The organism is Brevibacillus sp. TJ4 (assembly GCF_044627595.2).
In the GTDB taxonomy this organism is placed as follows: domain Bacteria; phylum Bacillota; class Bacilli; order Brevibacillales; family Brevibacillaceae; genus Brevibacillus.
In genome coordinates this window covers 3,857,094-3,878,154 of sequence record NZ_CP185865.1, presented here as the reverse complement: position 1 = coordinate 3,878,154, position 21,061 = coordinate 3,857,094, and the positions used below count along the sequence as shown (strand labels likewise).

General features: G+C 52.6%; 22 protein-coding genes. 20 read left to right on the top strand and 2 right to left on the bottom strand.

The genetic code is table 11. The annotated features are described in order from the left end of the window. The 11 genes from ACAF76_RS19090 (at position 1) to pstB (ACAF76_RS19040) (ending at position 10,630) form a co-directional block, all read left to right on the top strand. Complete coding sequence (locus ACAF76_RS19090; RefSeq protein ID WP_421617225.1) at positions 1-435, top strand: SRPBCC family protein; 435 nt, start codon at positions 1-3, stop codon at positions 433-435. 25 nt (positions 436-460) lie between these two features. Continuing rightward, positions 461-1,249, top strand: coding sequence for an alpha/beta fold hydrolase (locus ACAF76_RS19085; RefSeq protein WP_421617224.1), 789 nt, complete (start codon positions 461-463; stop codon positions 1,247-1,249). A gap of 310 nt (positions 1,250-1,559) precedes the next feature. Beyond that, the gene (locus ACAF76_RS19080; RefSeq protein ID WP_421617223.1) at positions 1,560-3,563 is read left to right on the top strand and encodes a methyl-accepting chemotaxis protein; all 2,004 of its coding nucleotides are present in this window, start codon (positions 1,560-1,562) and stop codon (positions 3,561-3,563) included. 97 nt (positions 3,564-3,660) lie between these two features. Beyond that, the gene (locus tag ACAF76_RS19075; RefSeq protein ID WP_421617222.1) at positions 3,661-3,918 is read left to right on the top strand and encodes a hypothetical protein; all 258 of its coding nucleotides are present in this window, start codon (positions 3,661-3,663) and stop codon (positions 3,916-3,918) included. 74 nt (positions 3,919-3,992) lie between these two features. Beyond that, positions 3,993-4,418 (top strand): hypothetical protein, encoded by a 426-nt coding sequence (locus ACAF76_RS19070; protein ID WP_421617221.1) that lies wholly within the window; start codon positions 3,993-3,995, stop codon positions 4,416-4,418. 186 nt (positions 4,419-4,604) lie between these two features. Then, entirely contained in the window at positions 4,605-6,254 is a 1,650-nt protein-coding gene (locus ACAF76_RS19065; protein ID WP_421617220.1) for an N-acetylmuramoyl-L-alanine amidase, read from the top strand. Positions 6,255-6,265: 11 nt separating this feature from the next. Further along, positions 6,266-6,802: a GerMN domain-containing protein gene (locus tag ACAF76_RS19060; RefSeq protein ID WP_421617219.1), complete on the top strand. Its 537-nt coding sequence runs from the start codon at positions 6,266-6,268 to the stop codon at positions 6,800-6,802. 181 nt (positions 6,803-6,983) lie between these two features. Next, complete coding sequence (locus tag ACAF76_RS19055; RefSeq protein WP_421617218.1) at positions 6,984-7,922, top strand: phosphate ABC transporter substrate-binding protein; 939 nt, start codon at positions 6,984-6,986, stop codon at positions 7,920-7,922. 89 nt (positions 7,923-8,011) lie between these two features. After that, positions 8,012-8,953: a phosphate ABC transporter permease subunit PstC gene (gene pstC, locus ACAF76_RS19050; protein WP_421617217.1), complete on the top strand. Its 942-nt coding sequence runs from the start codon at positions 8,012-8,014 to the stop codon at positions 8,951-8,953. Beyond that, a complete protein-coding gene (gene pstA / locus ACAF76_RS19045; protein WP_421617216.1) occupies positions 8,950-9,840 on the top strand; it encodes a phosphate ABC transporter permease PstA in 891 nt (296 codons plus the stop codon). Before pstC ends, pstA begins: the two co-directional genes overlap by 4 nt. 16 nt (positions 9,841-9,856) lie before the next feature. Continuing rightward, a complete protein-coding gene (gene pstB, locus ACAF76_RS19040) occupies positions 9,857-10,630 on the top strand; it encodes a phosphate ABC transporter ATP-binding protein PstB (protein WP_421617215.1) in 774 nt (257 codons plus the stop codon). 71 nt (positions 10,631-10,701) lie between these two features. On the opposite strand, the gene ACAF76_RS19035 is transcribed toward pstB (ACAF76_RS19040), so the two are convergent. Next, on the bottom strand, positions 10,702-12,675 hold the full coding sequence (locus ACAF76_RS19035) for a methyl-accepting chemotaxis protein (RefSeq protein ID WP_421617214.1): 1,974 nt from the start codon (positions 12,673-12,675) through the stop codon (positions 10,702-10,704). Positions 12,676-12,882: 207 nt separating this feature from the next. Here ACAF76_RS19035 and pstB (ACAF76_RS19030) point away from each other — a divergent pair, with 207 nt between their 5' ends. The 5 genes from pstB (ACAF76_RS19030) (at position 12,883) to ACAF76_RS19010 (ending at position 16,823) form a co-directional block, all read left to right on the top strand. After that, entirely contained in the window at positions 12,883-13,635 is a 753-nt protein-coding gene (gene pstB, locus ACAF76_RS19030) for a phosphate ABC transporter ATP-binding protein PstB (protein ID WP_421617213.1), read from the top strand. Between the two features lie 126 nt (positions 13,636-13,761). Continuing rightward, positions 13,762-14,154, top strand: a complete 393-nt coding sequence (locus tag ACAF76_RS19025; RefSeq protein ID WP_421617212.1) for a hypothetical protein — start codon at positions 13,762-13,764, stop codon at positions 14,152-14,154. Between the two features lie 6 nt (positions 14,155-14,160). Further along, on the top strand, positions 14,161-14,760 hold the full coding sequence (locus tag ACAF76_RS19020) for a gluconate 2-dehydrogenase subunit 3 family protein (RefSeq protein ID WP_421617211.1): 600 nt from the start codon (positions 14,161-14,163) through the stop codon (positions 14,758-14,760). Positions 14,761-14,812: 52 nt separating this feature from the next. After that, positions 14,813-16,387 (top strand): GMC family oxidoreductase, encoded by a 1,575-nt coding sequence (locus tag ACAF76_RS19015; protein WP_421617934.1) that lies wholly within the window; start codon positions 14,813-14,815, stop codon positions 16,385-16,387. Positions 16,388-16,487: 100 nt separating this feature from the next. Further along, complete coding sequence (locus tag ACAF76_RS19010) at positions 16,488-16,823, top strand: ArsR/SmtB family transcription factor (RefSeq protein WP_421617210.1); 336 nt, start codon at positions 16,488-16,490, stop codon at positions 16,821-16,823. 55 nt (positions 16,824-16,878) lie between these two features. On the opposite strand, the gene ACAF76_RS19005 is transcribed toward ACAF76_RS19010, so the two are convergent. Further along, positions 16,879-17,127, bottom strand: a complete 249-nt coding sequence (locus tag ACAF76_RS19005; RefSeq protein WP_421617209.1) for a glutaredoxin family protein — start codon at positions 17,125-17,127, stop codon at positions 16,879-16,881. 202 nt (positions 17,128-17,329) lie between these two features. Here ACAF76_RS19005 and ACAF76_RS19000 point away from each other — a divergent pair, with 202 nt between their 5' ends. From ACAF76_RS19000 to ACAF76_RS18985, 4 genes are all read left to right on the top strand, one after another. After that, complete coding sequence (locus ACAF76_RS19000) at positions 17,330-17,566, top strand: gamma-type small acid-soluble spore protein (RefSeq protein ID WP_421617208.1); 237 nt, start codon at positions 17,330-17,332, stop codon at positions 17,564-17,566. A gap of 109 nt (positions 17,567-17,675) precedes the next feature. Further along, a complete protein-coding gene (gene acpS / locus ACAF76_RS18995) occupies positions 17,676-18,059 on the top strand; it encodes a holo-ACP synthase (protein WP_421617207.1) in 384 nt (127 codons plus the stop codon). Positions 18,060-18,296: 237 nt separating this feature from the next. After that, complete coding sequence (locus ACAF76_RS18990) at positions 18,297-19,337, top strand: DUF4367 domain-containing protein (RefSeq protein WP_421617206.1); 1,041 nt, start codon at positions 18,297-18,299, stop codon at positions 19,335-19,337. 183 nt (positions 19,338-19,520) lie between these two features. Continuing rightward, positions 19,521-20,783 carry a helix-turn-helix domain-containing protein gene (locus tag ACAF76_RS18985; protein WP_421617205.1) on the top strand — a complete coding sequence of 421 codons (1,263 nt, stop codon included), beginning with the start codon at positions 19,521-19,523 and terminating at the stop codon, positions 20,781-20,783. The last annotated feature ends 278 nt before the right edge of the window (positions 20,784-21,061 follow it).

The following is a 21,061-nucleotide window of genomic DNA, read 5'->3' as shown; positions in this document are numbered from 1 at the left end:
GTGAAGCTGCAGGGAGAAACCAAATTTTCGGCAGACAGAGAGACCGTCTGGCAGGTGCTAAACTCGCCGGAAGCGTTGAAAAATTGCACGCCCGGCTGCAAGGAATTGATCCAGATTGATGAAGACACCTATGAGACCAAAATGGAAATTGGCGTTGCTGCGATCAAAGGGGTCTATGAAGGAAAAATCAATCTGACTGACAAGGTATATCCGGAACAGTTCACGCTGCAAATCCATGCGGAAGGTTCGGTCGGTGTCGTGGATGCGACGGCGAGACTGGTTTTGAAAGAAAACGGGGAACATACCCTGCTTCAATACGAAGGAGACGCCCAATTGGGGGGACTGATTGCAGGCGTTGGTCAACGCATGCTTTCCGGAGTGGCGAAAATGATGGTCGGCCAGTTCTTCAAGTCCATGGCCAAAGAGATCGTCTGATTTCATCTTGCAGGAGGGGAAAGACATGCCCTACGTAACCGTCGGAAACGATGAATTGTACTACGACCTGAAAACGGGAGATCCGGACAAAGTCATCGTTTTCCTGCACAGCCTGGGGACAGATCATCATCTTTGGGAGTACCAGGTGGAGAAATTTGCACAGGAAGGGTATACGATCGTCCTTCCTGACGCGCGCGGCCACGGCAAGTCGTCGAGCCATGACGGTGTAACCGCAGATTTGTGGGTGTCCGACTTGCTGGCCATTTTTCAGCATTTGCGACTGGAACAGGCGATCGTCTGCGGTCTTTCCATGGGTGGCGTGGCGGCTATGGCCTTTGCGATAACACATCCCGAGCGGGTGCGTGCCCTGGTATTGGCCGACACCTTTGCGAAAATCAATCCGGCAATCGTCGACGACAAGATCAAGCTGACGGCAGGAGTGGCGAAAGAACAGGGGATGAAGCGTTACGCGTATACCTATCTCGACGGCACCCTGTCAGAGTCAGCTACCGCCAAGGCGATCCGCAACTCCTTGCGGCAAGCAATTGCCGGAATGAATGTGGAGGCGTACGCTGCCAGTGCCGAGGCGTGCTTTCGCATCGATGTGGAGGACCAGTTGGGCAAAATTCCAGCTCCTACCCTCGTATTGATCGGGGAGGAGGATGTGAAGACGCCGATCGGCTTATCGCAGACGATTGCAGAGCAGATTCCCAACGCCGAGCTTCGCATTGTTCCAAAGGGACAGCATCTTTCGAATGTAGACAATCCAGGGTCCTTTAATCAGCTTCTCGGAGCATTTTTGCAAACGGTATAAAAGCTGTTCTCGCTGGTTCCCGGGGGTGGTCCACTCGATCGTGGTTCGCTGATTCAGGCATACGGTCCAACGCGGTATCCGTTGTGTCAGGAGGCCAGGTTTCACGGACGAGTGGACCGATTTCCACATAAATCGGGCTATTCGATCGGATAGCCCTTTTCGTATTGACAAGCGCACATGCGACGAATCCTCTTGCCACCATGACGACACGAGGAAGGAAATCAGCACGATAACGATATGACCAAGAGGTTGATACAGATGCGAAAAGTGAATGATGAGATTTGGTTATGAATGGGGAGGCAATTATAAAATGGGTACGTTATTTCGTAGTATTCGCGCAAAATTGATTATATGGTTCTTGGTCGTTTCACTCGTTCCGCTGATCGTCACATCCTTGTTTACATATCAACAAAGTACAAAGGCACTGATCGAAAAAGAACAGGACTCTGCATTGAGCCTTGTCACGAGCGTAGCGCAAGGAGTGGACGAATGGCTGGATCGCAGGAAGGCCGAGATTGAGCTTGCGGCTCAGACGGAAATCTTGCAGTCAGCAGATCCGGCGCGCATTATTCCGTATTTGATCCAGATCAAAGGGCAGTCCGACGTGTATGAAGCTGCGGGATTTGCGGAACTGGACGGAGGGGTTACGGCGAACTCGGTGGAATCATCGATCGGGATTAATATTAGCGACCGTGTCTACTTTCAAAAAGGAATGCAGGGCGAATCATCCTATTCGGAAATCTTGAGCTCCCGCACGTCAGGGAACCGCATTGTCGTCGTCGCAGCTCCTGTTAAGGATACAGGCGGCTCGATCATCGGGCTGATGTATGCGACTGTGAACTTTGAAGCGCTGGTCAACACTTTGCTGGTCACGCAGGAGGGCGAGCAAGGGCAGGAAGCGGCTCGGGAGCTGATCCTGGTCGATGAGCTGAACCGCTTGCAGGTCATCTCCGATCAGGAAATTATCGGACAGACGGTTGAAGAAGCAGGGTTCGATGAAACTGTGTCGGCCATTCTGGAAAAAGGCAAGCAAGTGGCGGGGACGGACATCTACACGCACGAAGGAAACGAATATTTGATGGTCTATGCGCCCGTGCAGGAGACGGGCTATGGTCTGTACTTCAGCATCCCGATGGACACGATTTTGGCTAGTGCGAAGGCGCTGCAAAACGATATGCTGGTCGCCATGTCGATCGTCGTCGTCGTGGTTGTGCTGATTGCCCTCTATATCAGCGGATCGATCGCCAAGCCGATCCTGGCAGTGACCGAGCACGTCAAACGGGTGGCCAGCGGCGATTTGACCAGCGATTCGATTACGGTCAAAAGCCGCGACGAGATCGGCGAGCTTGCCGCGTTTGTACAAACGATGATCGGCAATTTGCGCAAGCTGATTCATCAGGTCGCGTCTTCGGCGGAACAGGTCGCGGCCTCTTCCGAACAACTGACGGCGAGCGCGGACGAAGCGAGCAAGGCAACCGAGCAAATCACCTCCTCGACGCAACAGGTTGCTTCGGGTGCAGAACAGCAAGCCGTCACAGCCAATGAAGCCAGACAGAGTGTTACGACGATGACGGACGAGTTCCGGAACATCACGTCGCTGATCCGTAGCGTTACGGAGTTGTCCGATGAGACGGTATCTACGTCCGGCGACGGAAATCAGGTTGTCGCACAATTGGTGGAACAGATGAAGCAAATCGAGGAAAAGACGAACGCCACCTCGCAGACCGTCACCCAGCTTGGCAGCAAGTCGGCGGAGATCGAGAACATTATTGCGGTTATCACGCAAATTGCCGAGCAGACGAACTTGCTGGCACTCAATGCTGCCATTGAAGCGGCGCGGGCGGGCGAACAAGGCCGCGGCTTTGCAGTCGTGGCAGATGAGGTCAGAAAGCTGGCAGAGCAATCAGGTCGTGCAACTGACCAGATTCGCGGGATCATCTCGGAAATTCAACAGGAAATCGAGGCATCAATCGAAAGTATGAATGAAGGAACACAGGCAGTGGGAGAAGGGACGCAATTGACCCAGCAGGCCGGAAATTCCTTCGAGCAAATCTCCCGTTCTGTTGGCGAAGTATTCTCGCAGCTTCAGAAGGTGTCAGGAGCCGTGGGGCTTTTGCATGATGAAACGGATAGAGTGGAGACTTCGATCGAGTCAGTGAAAACCATCTCGCTTGAGTTTGCCCACAACTCGCAGGAAGTGGCAGCCGCAGCCGAAGAACAAAATGCTTCTATCGAAGAGATTGCCGCGGCGTCGCAAACATTGGCGAAAATGGCCGGGGAACTCCAGGAATCGGTCAAGGTATTCAGGCTGTAGCAGTATTTTCTTTCCGTCGCGTGGGACAGATGACCAATCCACAAGCGCCTCTCTGGCATAGAGTGAAAGGAACCATCTTGAACCAGGGGGGAACGCTGTGGATATCGGCAAGTTGATGAGCATTATACGATCGATTCCCAAGGAAAAGCTGAAGACGGACGCGGGATTGAAAGAAGTGATTCGCGATTTGGGCAGAAGTTCGGGCAAAAACTTTACAGATCAAGAATTAAATCGGTATGTGGCTCAGTTTCGCAGCATGTATCGCAATGAGGACGTGGGCAGTCTCTTGAACAAACTGGCCCGAAACGGCATTAACCCGAAAGAGATCGAAAAGTTCAAGAAGCGTTTCAAGTAAAGGGAGGTGTCTGTATCGCTTCCAAGACGAAACCAAAGAAAAAAGCTGTCACCTCCAAGCGTTTGCTGGAGATGATGAATAAACTTGCCGTTTCCCAGGAAAGCAACAGCGAGCGGGTGGCACAAGAAATCAGCGAGGTGCGCCAGGAGCTGCGGGATATGCGCGTAGTGCTGAATAGCCTGCAGGAAAGACGGAGTGCCCAGCGGCCGCGGCGCGTCTCCCTGCTTCGGCCGCGCCTGTCGAGAAGAGCCCCGGTCGAACCGGAAAAACCGAAGCCATCCTTGTCGCTGGAAGACTTGCTGCCGCTGCTGCCGCATTTAAGCAGTGCGTTACCCCAGGTGAAGAGCTCGAAAGTGGCCGAATCGTTGAAAATTTTATCGAATCCGGCTGTCCTCTCCATGATTCAGCAGTTCATCGCCAACGGCGGTTTGCAGGGGCTAAAACAGAAGCAGGAGCCCGCTGCGAGCCGTCGCGACAGGCGTCTGTTTTCTCTGCGATGATGGAAGCTGCAAAAGTGGGTGCCAGGTGACTGTCCATTTGCGAAAGCAAGGAGGACGGTCTTTTTCTTTTTCATCCGACAAAATTCGAGATTGGTTCAAAAAGACTACAAACTTTATGCATCATCTAGCGTCTAAGAGAGTGGGGGAATTCAAGAGAGATAGAATCAGATCATGGAGGAGGTCAGGATGAAAAGAAGTGGTATTTTCTTGATGTTTGCGCTGCTCGCCTTCTGGCTCATCCCCAGTTGGGCGATGGGAGCACAAGCTGCCCAGGCGCAGCCGATCAACCTGGTGATTGGTGGACAAGCTGTCGAACCGGATGTTCCGCCAGCCATCCAGGGCGGAAGGACGCTTGTACCAGTCAGGGTCGTGGCGGAAGAGTTGGGGGCAGAGGTAGACTGGGACCCCAATACAAAAAAAGCGGTCATCAGGCGTGACAACAAGCAGCTTGTGCTGACGATCGGCTCGCGGACGGCACAGGTCGACGGCAAAGCAGTGCAGTTGGATACTCCGCCTGCCATCGTCAACCAACGCATGCTGTTGCCGCTGCGGTTTGTCGGAGAATCCCTGGGAATTACGGTCGGATGGGTCGAGAGCACGCGCACCGTAGTTGCCAATGAGACTCCGCACGTTTTGCTGAATGGACAAGCAGCCCCGGCGACGATCAAGTTTTATCTCGTCGACGAGACCATGTACGTCACTGCTCAAGCTGTCGCCGAAGCAACCGGGCAGAAGGATGTTACCTGGAAGCGTCCGGAACGGGGAATGACGATAGATGGCCAGCTCGTATTGCCGCTGGAGCGTATGGAATCGGAGCTTGACGCAAGCATCGCATGGGATGAAGACCGCAATCGCGTCGAGATCGAGCGGATCAACACCTTTACTGGCGTGTACCAGGACGGGGAAACCGTCACCCTGGAGATGGCATACCCGGTGAAGCCGAATGATTTCGTCTTGACCGGGCCGCACCGGATCGTTCTGGACCTCCCGCACACTGTCCTCGATGAAGAGCTTGTAGAGGAAATCGCCAGAGCGGAAGATGAACAGCGACAGCGACAAGATGAAGAAGTGCTTGACGAGGAAGCGGACGAACGTGAAGATGAGCGGGAGCAAGAGGACGTGCAGGTGGAAGCAGAGGAAGAGTCAGAGCTGATTGCCAGCCTGCGCTACAGCCAGTACGGCAGCTCGCCGGACACGGTCCGTGTCGTCATCGAGCTGCAGCAAAAAAGCGGCTATGAACTGCAGTACACCAATCGTGGAATTGAAGTCAAGCTGAAGCCACAGCCGAAGAAGACCGGCTATTTGATCGTAGTCGACGCCGGGCACGGGGGCAGTGACCCGGGCGCTTTGGGAGTTGCCGGCAATCGGGAGAAGGATTTTACCCTGGCAGTAGCCAATAAGATGGTAGAACTGCTGAAACAATATCCGGAGTTCCAGGTCGTACCGACCCGGACAACCGATGTTTTCCTGGAACTATCCGAGCGTGTAGCGATTGCCAACGAGATGGGAGCGGATTTGTTCCTGTCGATTCACGCCAATTCGTTCTCCAATCCAAACACGGGTGGAACGGAGACCTATTACTATAGCGCAAACAGCAAGGCGTTCGCCGAGGTTGTCCATAAGCATTTGCACCAGGCGACAGGATTTGCGAATCGCGGTGTCAAGTCATCTGGTTTTTACGTCATCAAGCACACCACTATGCCGGCGGTTTTGACGGAGACAGGGTTCCTCTCCAATCCGGCAGAGAACAAACAGCTTATGTCGCCGGAATTCCAGGAAAAAGTCGCGAAGTCGCTCGTAGCAGCGATTCGTGAGTACTATCAACTCTATCAATAAGGGGGCATTCGATGAAGTACAGACGCAGCATGATGTGGGCGGTCTTGTTTGCCTTGTTCCTGATTGCCGGTTGCGGGCAGCAGGCGACCCCATCACAGCCGGAAACGCCCGTGACACCAGGGTCTTCCGTTGATACGCCGTCTGAGCCGTCTATGACCACAGAAACCATCTCCGTATTTTATGCGGACGGTGATCTGCTTGAATTGCAGGAAGAAAAGCAGGAGATTTCCTTTACAGACGATCTGGACAAATACAAAAAAGCGATTGCTCTCTTGGAAAGCCCGCAAGATCAGGACAAGCATTTTCCGCTGTGGTCCGATTTTCACTACCATTCCGTCGTTTTTGAAGATGGTCAGGTGACGATTGACGCTGACAGCCAAAACATCTACAACCTGGGGGCCAACGGGGAAGGCATGGCTTTGGAAGCACTGTTGAAGACGCTGTTTCAGTTCCCGGAAGTAGAAAGCATTGTCATTCTCGAGGATGGGCAGCAAGTCGAAACTCTCATGGGACATGTAGAAATCGAGAAGCCCTTTACTCGCGAATAAATCGGCAAAATCGCCAGAAAACACGCTCTTGTGCACAAATCACAGGGCGTGTTTTTTTGTGCAAACGGGATTCTTTAAGAAAGCTTTACAATCACAACACAATTCAACAACAATCGCTCTGTATAGTTACTCTTGTAAACAACAAATACAAACTACTTTTGTAGGGGAGGATTTTCATCCAATGAAAAAACTCAGCAGAATGGTTTTGGCACTTACCTTTGTCGGTGCCTTGATCGCAGGCTGTGGTACCAACAATGCAGCACCAGCTCAACCGCAACAACCGGCACAACAACAACCACAAGAAAGCAATTCCGGTGCTGGACAAGAAGCACCTACTTCCAACGAACCTGTAACTGCAGTAGGTTCTACGGCGATGCAGCCTCTGGTAGAACAAGTAGCAAAAGACTTCATGGCGAAAAACCAGGGCACGCAAATCCAGGTGCAAGGTGGCGGAAGCGGTACTGGCTTGAGCCAAGTGGCCAGCGGTGCAGCTACAATCGGTAACTCCGACATCTTCGCTGAAGAGAAAAGCGATATTCCTGCAAATGAACTCGTAGACCATAAAGTAGCCGTTGTTGGGATGGCTGCAGTTGTGAACCCGGAAGTAGGCGTAGATAACCTGACAAAACAACAACTGATCGATATTTTCACCGGTAAAGTAACGAACTGGAAAGAAGTAGGCGGCGCTGACGTAAAGGTTACACTGGTAAACCGTCCGAAGTCTTCCGGTACTCGTGCTACCTTTAGCCAATTCGCTCTGGACGGAAACGAAGAAGCAGAAGGCATCACAGAGGATTCTTCCGGTAACGTACGCAAAATCATTTCCGAAACTCCTGGTGCGATCGGCTACCTGGCTCTCTCCTACCTCAATGACAGTGTAACTGCATTGAAACTGGATGGCGTAGAAGCAAAGGCAGAAACAATTGCAACAAATGAATATCCAGTGTGGGCTTACCAGCACATGTACACCAAAGGTGAGCCAACTGGTACAGCAAAAGCATTCCTGGAGTACATCATGTCTGAAGAAGTGCAAAAAGGTGTCGTAGTGGAACTCGGATTCCTGCCAATCACGGATATGAAAGTAGATCGTGACGCGGCTGGTAACGTGACACAAAAATAAGCAGCATGACGGGAACAAAAGCAAAATAGAGGGGGGTGGGCGCTTCCCCCTCGTTTTGCTGCCCGTTTTTATTTAGGAGGAGGGACAGTATGAGCCATCGTTCTGACACAGATCGCCAATCGATGATTGCGAAAAAAATGCTGACCTACAACAAGCGGCAGCTTACAGAAAACGTAACGGGCAGAACAGTCGCAATGATCTGTGCGGCCTTGCTGATTATTGTGGTATTATCGATTACCTACTTCATCGCTTCCAAAGGATTGTCTACCTTTTTTGTAAATGGTGTCAGCATCACGGACTTTTTGACGGGATTGAAATGGGATCCGGAGGGTGAGCCATCCCTGTATGGTGTCTTTCCTTTTATTCTGGGTTCTTTTCTCGTTACTACGCTCGCTGCACTGATCGCCGCTCCGTTGGGAATTGGCGCGGCCATTTTTATGACAGAGATTTATCCGAATTTCGGTAAAAAAATCCTGAAGCCAGTTATTGAGCTTCTCGTAGGTATTCCGTCCGTCGTATACGGTTATGTCGGACTGACGTTGCTGGTTCCGTTTATTCGCGGACAGTTTGATGTGCTCGGCTTTAGCTTGCTGGCTGGTGGACTCGTCCTGGCATTGATGATTCTGCCGACGATTACAAGCGTGGCAGCAGATGCGATTCAGGCAGTTCCGCAAGATCTGCGAAATGCGTCGCTCGCTTTGGGTGCGACCCGTTGGCAGACGATTTGGAACATCGTGCTCCATTCCGCACTGCCGGGCTGTCTCACAGCGGTTGTCCTCGGTATGGCGAGAGCGTTTGGAGAGGCGTTGGCGGTTCAGATGGTCATCGGGAACACGACCAAGCTGCCAGGCAGCCTGCTTGATCCGATCAGTACGCTGACGAGCGGCATTACCTTGAACATGGGTAACACGATTCAGGGCACAGCGTACAACAATGCGCTTTGGTCGATGGCGCTTCTGCTTCTCTTTATGTCCTTTGTATTCATTATGATCCTTCGCCTGATCGGTAGAAAGGGGACGATGAATAAATGAGAGCGAGAATCCAAGACCGCATTGCTACGATCGTCCTGTCCTTGATCGCGCTGCTGATTATCGGTACGCTTGTGGGCTTGCTCGGTTTCATTTTGACGCAGGGCTGGCACAAGCTGAACCTCGACTTTTTGACCTCGCCGCCTGATATGATCAGAGCGGGCGGAGGGATTGGCCCGCAGCTTTTCAACTCCCTCTATCTGCTGGTACTGACCATGCTGATCGCGATGCCGCTTGGGCTGGGAGCGGGCATTTATATGGCTGAATATGCGCCGGATAACAAGTTTACGCAGTTTATCCGGATGAGTATAGAAGTGTTGTCTTCTCTTCCTTCGATTGTAGTAGGTCTGTTTGGTTTGCTGGTGTTCGTCAACATGACCGGCTGGGGGTATACCCTGATTGCCGGTGCCTTGGCTCTCACCGTGTTCAACTTGCCTTTGCTGGTGCGGGTCACAGAGGATGCGATCCGCAATGTTCCGAGAAGCCAAAAGGAAGCGAGTCTGGCCCTGGGGATCACGAAGTGGCGGACGATTGTTTCCGTCATCCTGCCGGCTGCTCTGCCTGCGATTCTCACTGGTGCGATTTTGGCCTCCGGACGCGTGTTCGGGGAAGCGGCAGCATTGCTGTTTACAGCCGGTATGTCGTCTCCAGAACTGAACTTCTCCAATTTCAACCTGAGCGCCCCTGATTCTCCGCTCAATCCGTTCCGTCCTGCGGAAACACTGGCGGTGCACATCTGGAAAGTAAACAGCGAAGGATTGGCGCCGGATGCTCGTGAAGTGGCCGATGGAGCTGCCGCTGTGCTGATCATTGCTGTCCTTTTGTTCAACCTTTCCGCACGCTGGTTCGGCTCGTGGGTGTACAAAAAGATGACGTCGGGATCAAACTAGGGGGAGGATGATAGCCATGACAACACAGGTACTGGAAGAGACCATTATCCGCAACCGCGACGTTTCCGTATTTTACGGAGACAAGCAGGCGGTTTCCAATATCAATATGGACATTCAGCGCAACTCGGTTACGGCCTTCATCGGGCCGTCCGGTTGCGGGAAGTCGACGCTTTTGCGCAGCATGAACCGGATGAACGACCTGATCCCCAACTGCCGCGTGACTGGCTCGATCGTCGTGGACGGCATCGACGTAAACAGCTCGAGGGTCAATATCGAAGGGTTGAGGCAAGTCGTCGGGATGGTATTTCAGCGCGCCAACCCGTTTTTCAAGTCGATCTATGAAAATATCGCCTTCGCACCGCGTTTTCACGGGGTACGGGACAAACGCAAGCTGGATGAAATCGTGGAAGGAAGCCTGAAGAAGGCGGCACTTTGGGATGAGGTCAAGGACCGCCTGCACGATTCGGCGCTCTCCCTCTCCGGGGGCCAGCAGCAGCGCCTGTGCATCGCTCGTTCGATCGCGATGGAGCCGACGATTCTGTTGCTGGATGAACCTGCTTCCGCGCTCGACCCGATCTCCACGATGAAGATCGAGGAGCTGGTAATGAGCCTGAAGGATGAATACACGATTGTCATTGTGACGCACAATTTGCACCAGGCAGCACGTATCTCCGACAAAACGGCCTTCTTCCTGATGGGCGAATTGATCGAGTACGACGATACCTCGAAAATGTTTACGTCACCGCAGCACGAAAGAACAGAGGCGTACATCAGCGGACGCTTCGGCTGATTGAAGATCGCAAAAAGGGTGTTCCTTGGGCAGCTTGCTCTGCTCGGGAACACCCTTTTTTCTTCTATATTTTACTGATGTGCTGTTTGAAAGAAGCGCACCTCTTGTTCCAGGTCTTCGACGATTACCCGCAGGTTATGGGCGTCATTGCGGAATTGCTCGGACAAGGCCAGGCTTTCCTGATTGGAGGCGACGGTCTGCTGCATGCCCTTCATCACTTCGTCGGCAGAAGCAGCGAGGTTGTCCGCTCTCTGCTGAATCCATTCGCTATGCTGCTGGATGGAGTGGGATAGCTGCCCGATCTCGGCAAATTGTCCGGTAATCTCTTCGCTGATCTGTATCGTCTGGGAGAAGACCTGCATGGAGTGATTCAGCGTCTCGATGGCATTGGAGGTCGCTTGATCGGTCGCGGTCATCGTCTCCGATACGTGATCCATCCGCTTTTCTCCCCAGGAGATTACCTGCTGGATGCGTTCCGTTGCGGCGGCGGTTCGTTCGGAGAGGACGCTGATTTCGTCGGCGACGACAGCAAAGCCAAGCCCGGCTTGTCCGGCCCGGGAAGCCTCGATCCGCGCGTTCAAGGACAACAGTCTGGTTTGCCGGGAAATCTCCGAGATCATCCCCAAAATGTCGCGGATGTCGTTCATGTTTTCCTTCATTGCGGATACTGCTCCAAGCGAGGCTTGCATATCCTCGGAAATCTGCCCCATGTCTTCGGTCAACTGCTGTATGGAGTCGGAAGAGAGGGCAATTTGTTTTTGCGATTCCTGATTGCGTGTCATTGCCGTTGCAATCCGTTTGCCGATCTCCATGATCTCCTGTGTGATCTGGTCCACGTGGGAGATGATCTCGCGAATTTGCTCCTGCTGGTTGTCGATCTCGCGGGAGAGATGTTCGGAAGCGGTGGCCACTTCGGTCTGTATCTCATGCGAGTGACGGGAGCCGTCGCCGACATGGAGTGCGACTTGCTTGACGTCCGCCATGACGTGCTGGATCTTGTCGATGATGGAGCCGATTTGCCTGCTCATGCTGTTGAAGCTGTCTGCGAGCTGGCGCAGTTCATCATTGCTTTGCACATGCATCGTCTGGGTCAGGTCGCCTTTGCTGAAGGCAGTCATTTTTTCCTGCACTTCTTTGACCGGTTTGATGATTTTGCGGATGTACCCGTACAAGAGAGCGGCGAGTGCAGCCACTCCGAGCAGCGATACGGTCAGGATCGTGATTTGCAGCTTTTGCTTTTCCTGTTCTACCTCTGCTACATTCTGCAAGACCACGATACCCCATTGCAGCCACGGATCGTATACATAGGAAGCGAACTGATCCACACCGTCCCAGGCCATCCGTGTAAGCCCGGTTTGCCCTGTCATCATCTCCTGAACTGCAGGATTGTCGTGCAGGGAAGGCCGTTGCAGGGCGTATGACTGATCCGGGTGTGCCACCAGGGTGCCATTTTGGTCGATAATCATAGCGTATCCGGTTTCACCAATTCTGATCTGCTGGATAAATTCGCTGAGTTTGGGCACAGAGACGAAAGCGACGACCACGCCTGCCGATGCCCCGTCTTCATTGTAGAGCGGGAGGGAGACGGCGATTTTCGGAAACTCCGTGCTGGAATACTGAAACACTTCAGAAACGTAAGCAGGATGATCACCTAAGGATAATGCCTGTGTGTACCAATCAGTTGTGCGCGGGTCGTACTCGTCGGTGGGAGAACCGGGAAACGTCAAGTAACGACCGTTGGGGTAAGCTACCTGCAACTCCGAAATTGTCGGATTGGCAGTTGCGAGGTCTGTGAAAATCGAGAAAATCTCACTGTTGCTCAAATTGCTGTTTTTGTAGGTGGCAGCAAAGGTTTGCAAAGACGTCGCAATGGAATCTACGCCACCCCGCGCTTCCTGCAAAGTGGAACTGGCCGCTTCGTGCAGATGTTGTCTCGCCTGTTCATGCAGCATTGCTTCCGCCTGATTGTTGATGAAATAGGTGGCGGTTGCCATCATTCCGACTACCATGGCAAGAATACCAAGAAACAGTCTGGTGAATATCAAGAAGCTCTCCCCTTCGCGATAATGTCTCACTTTATTGTAGGACCATGGACTTACGCGAGTCGATAGGGATAGACTAATATTTACCACAACTTTACCTTGTCCGATAACTTAATCAAAACTTAACATTCTTCATACGGAAACATCATAATTCACTGATATAGTGGATGGGTAACATCAGACTGCGACGATGAAGGAGCGAATGGCCGTATGAGTGTCATCTCGGTGCGAGACCTTAATCTCTTCTACGGTAAACAACAAGCCCTCTACAATATTCATCTTGATGTGGACGCCAACACGATCACGGCTTTGATCGGTCCGTCGGGATGCGGAAAATCTACGTTTTTGCGGACATTGAACCGCATGAACGACTCGATTGCCCAAACGAGAATTACCGGGTCTGTCAAAATATTTGACCAGGATATTTACGGTGCGAATGTTGAAGTAGAAAGCCTGCGCAAGGAGATCGGAATGGTGTTTCAGCACCCGAATCCGTTCCCGAAAAGCATTTATGACAATATCGCCTACGGACCGAGATTGCACGGTCAAAATGATCGCAACAAGCTGGATGAGATCGTAGAGAACAGCTTGCGGTCGGCAGCTCTGTGGGATGAGGTAAAGGACGTATTGAAAAAGCCGGCTACCGGATTGTCCGGCGGTCAGCAGCAGCGACTCTGCATCGCCCGGGCTTTGGCTGTACAGCCGCAAATCCTGTTGATGGATGAGCCGACTTCCGCTTTGGACCCGATCTCCACAGCGAAGATCGAAGAACTGCTGGAAGAACTGAAGACGACCTACACGATTGTCATCGTGACGCATAACATGCAGCAGGCAGGACGTATTTCGGACAAGACCGCCTTCTTCCTCAATGGCGAGTTGATTGAGTACGACGAGACCTCTGTTATCTTCCAAAACCCGAATGAAAAGCGTACAGAAGAATATATCTCGGGACGCTTTGGCTGATTCCCGATCCCGAAAGCCCGCTGGCGGTTTCATCTGCCGGCGGGCTTTTTCTCGTCTGCGGCCAGAATAGCCGGGCAAGATGAAGGAAAAAATAGGCGCATCGGACTGATAAAGGAGGATGTTTCCATGTGGCAGGGCTGGCCGATCGAGCGCGTTCTCATCCTGTTTTTAGCGATAGCCTTTGTACTGCTTGCGGTGCAAGTGACATTGTTGCATTCGCGGCAAAATTTTCGCCACTGGGCAATGTGGGTTCCTGTCGCGGAGCTTCCCTTGTTCGCGTTGACTGCCCTCGTATTGGCGTTTTTGAATGTGAACTGGATACGCTGGGTATTCGCCTTGTGGATGATCATGGGCACATTCTCGGGAATATACGGTGCGTATTTGCACACGGTTGGTGTCGGTCAGCGAGTGGGCGGCTATGGGGAGAGCCAGAATTTTCTCGTCGGTCCGCCGGTCATCCTGCCGATACTGATGTCAGCACTCTCGGTTCTGGGGCTTTTGGCCCTGTTTTGGAGGTGAGAGCAGATGTCCAAATACAGCCGTTATCCCGCTTATGACGTATGGCAGGAGCACGACAAGTGGGATGAGCATACGCGAAAAATTGTCGGCAAGAGGAAATCGCCGAAAGTGGCCCATCGCTTTTTTAGTCCCGCGCAGTCCCTGCTGGTGGAGACGATCGCCAGCCTGCTCGTCGACGATCACCGCATGGAAGTGCTCACCTACGTGACGCAGCATCTGGATGAATCGCTGGCAAGGCCGATTGGCGAGGCTCAGCGAAAGGTCGGGCTGCCGCCGAAGCAGGACTTGTATCGCATCGGGCTGGCGGGTGTTGACGCGGAAAGCAAGGCGCGTTTCCGTACCGGCTTTGTCGCCTTGAAGCGGACGGAGCAGCTTGTCATCATGGATGCGCTGGCAAACGGCGACACCATGGATGTTCAGGCTTGGGGGCAGCTTTCTCCTGCCGACTTTTTCAAGCGGATGCTTCACGATACCGTAAATGCCTACTATTCACACCCGCTCGTCTGGTCTGATATTGGCTACGGAGGCCCTGCCTATCCGCGCGGGTATGTGCGCGTGGAAAAAGGGCTGACTGATCCGTGGGAGGCGAAAGCAGATGGCAAATGAGGAAGGCGTAAAACACCACAGCGTCCACTATGACGGATGCCGCTCCGCAAACATGAAACAGCGCAAATACGCAGACGGAGCTGATGTCTGTATCGTAGGGGCGGGGGCGGCAGGAGGCGTACTGGCCTATGAGCTGGCCAAGGCAGGGCTGCGCGTCGTGGTGATTGAAGCCGGTCCGTTCTGGGACCCGCAGACCGATTTTGCCAGTGATGAGTTGTCCATGAGCAGACTCGGCTGGCAGGAGACGCGGCTGGTGGATGGCAAGGACCCGCTGCGCCTTGGGCACAACAACTCCGGACGGGGCGTCGGCGGCGGAACCGTTCACTTCACAGGCGTCTTTCTGCGCTTTCACGAGAGCGACTTTCGCACAAAAACACTGGACGGAGTCGGCGAGGATTGGCCGCTGAGCTATCAGGACCTGGCTCCTTACTACGATAAAATCGAACGGGACATCGCGGTGTCGGGGCCCGCGCATTTTCCATGGGGCGCGTTTAACGGTCCGTATCCGTATCCCGTCCGCGAACCGATCAGCGCCAATTCCCAGTTGTTCCGCGAGGCGTGCGAAAAGCTCGGATATGGCAGTGTCGTCGCACCGTTGGCGATTTTGTCCGCGCCCTTTGACGGCAGACCGCCTTGCATCAATCGCGGATTTTGCAACCAGGGTTGTATGCCCAACGCCAAATACAGTGGGCTGATCCACCACATCCCAAAAGCGATCCAGGAAGGCGCCGAGGTATTGTCCGACTGCATGGTGACCGAAATTTTGATGAATGGGGATCGCGTTAGCGGCGTCGTCTTCAACCACGATGGACAAAGCTATCGGCAACTGGCGCGCGTGGTCATTCTCGCCGGATTTGTGGTCGAGACGCCGCGGTTGCTGCTCGCCAACCGCAACGCGCATTTCCCCGATGGACTGGCTAATTCCAGCGGGTGGGTAGGCAAGGCGATTATGCCGCACTCCAGCCACGACGTGTACGGGCGTCTGCCGGAGGAGGTGCGCCTCTACAAAGGGACACCTGTACTGGCCTTGACGCAGCATTTTTACGAGACGGACCCAAGCCGCGGTTTTGCCCGGGGGTACACCTTGAGCGCCCACGGGGTCAGGCCGGTCGCGATGGCTTCCGCGATCGCAACGCAGCGTGAAGACGGCTCGCTGTTATGGGGTCAAAAGCTGCGAGAGACGATGCTGGACTACAACATGTACGCTCGCGTCACGCTGGTAGGTGAAGTGCTGCCCCATCCCGACAATGCCGTGACACTAAGCGATCTGAAGGACGAATACGGCTTGCCTGTGCCGAGGGTAACCTTCAGCTATCAGGAAAACGACCGGCGCCTGTACAGACACGCAATCGAACAAATGAGCCGGATTCTCGAGGCAATGGGGGGAACTCCGGAGCACGTCATCTCCGACTCCGCCCATTTGATGGGTGGGTGCAGGATGGGAAAAGATCCGAATACTTCCGTCGTCAACGAATACGGACAGACCCACGACATCCCCAATCTGTTCATTGCCGGAGCTGCGACCTTCGTCACGTCAGGGGGAGGAAATCCGACCAATACAGTGATGGCACTGGCCGCCCGTACGGCAGACAAGCTGATCGACGCGATGCGTCAACTGGAAGTGTAGTACATTCAAGGAACTTTTGTGAACATATCTTTCCCACCTTATATGGGGTATAGTATACTAACTCTAAAGAAACGCAACGCAAGGCAAAGGTGGGTTCGTAATGGAAATGGATGTGATGCAGGTTGTGCTACTGTCAGAGGTTTATAAGCTGCTCGGCGACAGAACGCGTTTGACGATCATGGCCCTCCTGCAAGTGCAGACCTTGTGTGTCCGTGATCTTGTGGAGATTTTGCAAGCATCCCAGCCCTCCGTTTCTCAGCATTTGGCGAAGCTGAAAACACACGGGTTGGTTAAAGAAAAACGAAAAGGCCCTTGGGTGTTTTATTCGATCAACAACGAGTGCGCCCCTGAAGTCAAACAAATTTTGTCAACATTGCCGGATATGTCAACCGTCGTCAAGAAAAAATCAGCCGTAAACACACCTACGTTTGGCTGATTCATAGTGGGTAGCGCTGGATGTAACGATCCTGCGCTTATTTATTTTTTGGGGCCTACAAGCCCAGGTGCTTGCGCAATTCCTCTTTGTCAAAGCCGTGTACGACGATGCGCTCTCCGTCTTCTTTTTCGATGAGCGTAACAGGTGTCATGCTGGCGCCCAGGGAGATCGCTTCCTGGAAGTAGTCGTCGTTTTTGCGAATATCGCGATCCTCGAATGGAACCTGGTTTTGCGTCAGCCACATTTTCTCCTCTTGGCAAGGGCCACATGTTGTTTGGGTGTAAACAATCACTTTATCAGCCATGGGAAACACTCCTTTTGTAAAATAGCCAGAGATACGGTATTCGACCTCGTCGTGGGAAACCCTGCATGTTCGAACACTTTTAAGATGCCCCGACATCCATCCGGTCACGCCGCCTTCTTTTGATGTGGAGAAATCAGGAAGGATACAAAGAGATACGCGGGTACATCCTATGTACAGTGATCTCGAGGAGGTGATTGGAACAATGGCTAAGCAAAACAAGCAGGCTGGCATGCAGCAAGCGCAGCAAAACGCAGCTACCGAATTTGCAAGTGAGACAAACGTCTCCCAAGTTCGTCGTCAAAACCAACAATCTGCAAATCGCGCAGCGCAACAAAACACTGCTACCGAATTTGCGAGTGAAACAAACGTCTCCCAGGTACGCCGTCAAAATCAGCAGTCTGCAAACCGTTCTGCACAACAACAGCAACCTACCGAGTAAGTGTGCAACCCCCGCGATGAGCGGGGGTTTTTTGTCGTTTTGCTTGTCAAAACTGAAACGAGGATGATACCGTGGCAGAAGGAAAGAGAAACGAAAGAGGTGTTCGCGTTTGATCGTGGGGATCGGAATCGATATGGTGGAAATCGAGCGGATTCAGGCAATGCTGGAGCGGAACGAAAAAGCCCTGCGACGTTTGCTTACAGAGGAGGAGCAGAAGGGGTTTGCCCGCAGACAAGGGGTGTCGCGTTACGAGTATGTCGCTGGCAGGTTCGCTGCCAAGGAAGCGGCGTCCAAAGCATTGGGGACGGGAATCGGAGGGACAGTCGGCTTTCTCGATATGGAGGTACTTGCGAACGAACAGGGCAAGCCGGAAATGAAAATTGGAGCCCATGTTTTTCATAAATTGGGTTTGGACCCACAACTGACACGTATTCATCTCAGTATTTCGCATAGTCGGACACATGCGATCGCACAGGTGATTATGGAAGTGTAAACTTGTCTGCATATTGGGACGAGGATGGACATAGATTTATATCGCGTAGATTAGGAGGGACTACCTGCTCTGGCAACGTGATCGTCTACTGTCGATATGAATCGATGTCACGCTCCCATCACTTTCATGCTTTAATTCGCTGACTCGAATGTCCGATAGGAAGACTGACAGATTTCCCAGGAAATAGACAGGGGTGCCCTTCTTTGTCGAAAAATGAGACAAGGAGGAATTCAAGAAATGAAACGAGCAGCTTTTCCACTGGTGTTATTGTTGGTCTTGACCCTGCTGCTCGGCGGCTGCTTTGGTCAGAAAACACCAGAAGATGTGGTGAACGACTTGAGCGGTACGCTGGACAAAATGGCTGGCTACAAGTCTCAAGCGATCCTCACCATGCAGACAGGCACAACACCGATGGAGTACGATGTCCAAGTCTGGTACGAAAAACCGACCAACTACCGGGTAGCCCTTACCTCCAAACAACGGGGCATCACGCAGATTATCCTGCGCAATGACGAAGGGGTATTTGTCCTTACGCCACATTTGAAGAAGAGCTTCCGCTTCCAGAGCGGCTGGCCTGAGAACAATGGGCCGCTTTACCTGTACGAGACACTGGCCCGAAGCATTATCGACGATGTGGAACGGCAAATGAATATGGACGACAAGCAGTATGTCTTTGAAGTAAAGGCCAACTACAGCGGCAACCGTTCGCTGACCAAACAAAAGATTTGGCTGACAGAAGATTTCAAACCGACATACGCGGAAATTATGGATGCCAGCATGAAGCCGCTGGTGAAGATCGAGTTTACCCAATTTGACTTCAATCCGACCTTCGAAGAAAATGCCTTCGACAAAGAGCACAATATGAACACGACTTCGCTCTTGACAATTCCGACATTGGCGCAGGGCGAGATGCAGGCTCTACCGGAGCAGCCATCCAGCCAGTTTGGCGTGATCGTTCCGACGTACATGCCAGAAGGCGTACAGCAACGCGACATCGAGCCGGTCACGCGCGACGGCGAGCGCACAGTCGTCCTCACCTACTCGGGTGCGTACAACTACAAGCTGATTGAGCAGCGTCCGACAGCGGCAACCGTTTCCTACGAGCAGGGCATGCCGATCGACCTCGGCTTTACGATTGGTGTACTGGCCCAAACAGGAGACAATCAGCGACATTTGACCTGGGAGCTGGATGGCGTCGAGTTTACGCTGACAGGCGATCTGCCGGAAGAAGAGATGGTCAATGTGGCGCAGTCCACGTATGGCGTTGGCGGAAAATAAATGTGTGGCATCGGGCAGGCGGGATGTTTCCCTCGCCTGCTTTTTTGTGCCCAACAGATGGATGTATCTGCTTGTCGCGTATGTTACCCTTTTATACACATGGTAGAGATAACCATATAGGATGTATGTGTGGTATTATTCAATTGAAAACAGGATAACTTTTTGTGTGGGGGGCTTCCGATTATGGGGATGGAAAGGATTGGCGAACTGATTCTGACATACCGGCAACGGGAGAACATATCTTTGAGCGCACTCGCAGAGCGGACAGGCGTAAGCAAAACGGCGCTTTCCAAGATTGAGACGGGGGAAACGAAAAGACCCGGCTTTGCCTTGTGGAAAAAAATCGCGCGTACGCTCAATATTCCCTATGCTCACGTCGTCAGAATCTACTTGGATGCAACGGAACAGCCCGCAACGATTAAATTGCTTTTGGATGAATCCATTGCCCTGAACAACAAAACCCTGATGCAAAAAGCGGCGCAAAGACTGTTGGAAACACCGAAGATGGATACCTTCCTCGCGTTGGATCATCTTCTCCAGGTGACAAAAGGAGCGGCAGAGTCGTACGCCAAGCTCGCACTCCACGACGTGATGATTGATTTTGCCCGGAAGCAGGGTATCCCGTATTACCTGGGAAAAAGCCTGTATGAGCGCTATATGCTGGAACGGGATGATTTTTCCCGATTCGAGGAAACGTACAGGCGGGGAAAGGAATTGCTCCATTACATCGAGTTTCTCTCGCCGCAGGAGCGCATCGATTTTTATTATCGGATGGGAGTCCACGCTTACATCCTGGAGTATTATGCGGAAAGCATCGACTTGTGCAGCAAAGGGATACGGTCCGATGAGACAGACAGCAGGTCCAAGGCATCTGCGCTGATTTCGATCGTCAACGCGTATTTGCATGTCGGGGATCTGATCATGGCGGACGTGTATTTGAAGATGTACGAAGCAAGCAAATATGCAGACTACCGGAAGGACCACCTTCGTGCTCTCTTGCAAGCGAAAAAAGGGGAATATGAAGAAGCGATTCGCCTGTACCACCTGTGCCTGGAGGAAGTAGAGACGGATCGCCGCATTACGATCGTCAGTGATTTGCTCGAGGTCTATCTGGACAGCGGCAACGACGACCGGATCAAAGAGCTGATCGTGTCCGAGGATCAGTTCTTGCCGGCAGACATTCTCGCCCATCCGTACCGTATCAAGCAAGCGGCGAGGTACTACAAGCGTAAAGGGGTTTGCCAGCTTTCGATTGGACTCGTTGACGAAGGCTTTGCGAGCCTGCTTGAGAGCATGGGGTACTATCAAAAGTTGGGTGATTCGGACCGCGTGATGGAATGTGTAGGTCTGTATCTGCAGCATCATCGATTGCACAAACGAACGATTTCATTTGATCAGATGGAAAAAATTGAAAGAATGTGTCATAATGATGCTATCAAGGAGTAAGGGAGGTATATTTGTGAAAAAGCTATTGGTACTGTTTGCGTTTGCCTTTCTTTTCACAACGACGACAATCCCTGCAACACTTCCTGGCCCAACTGGCACCCAAGTAGTCATTCATGGCGCTGAACCAGACTGGTAGAAAGCTCTAATCATAATGGACAAGCAGTAGTAAGGATGGCCCCTTGTACCGGAGACGACGATCCCCGATGCGAGGGGACTTTTTTGTTTGTTTTTTCCATCATGCTGCCACAAAGCTGCCCAAACATTCCCGCAAGTTTTCC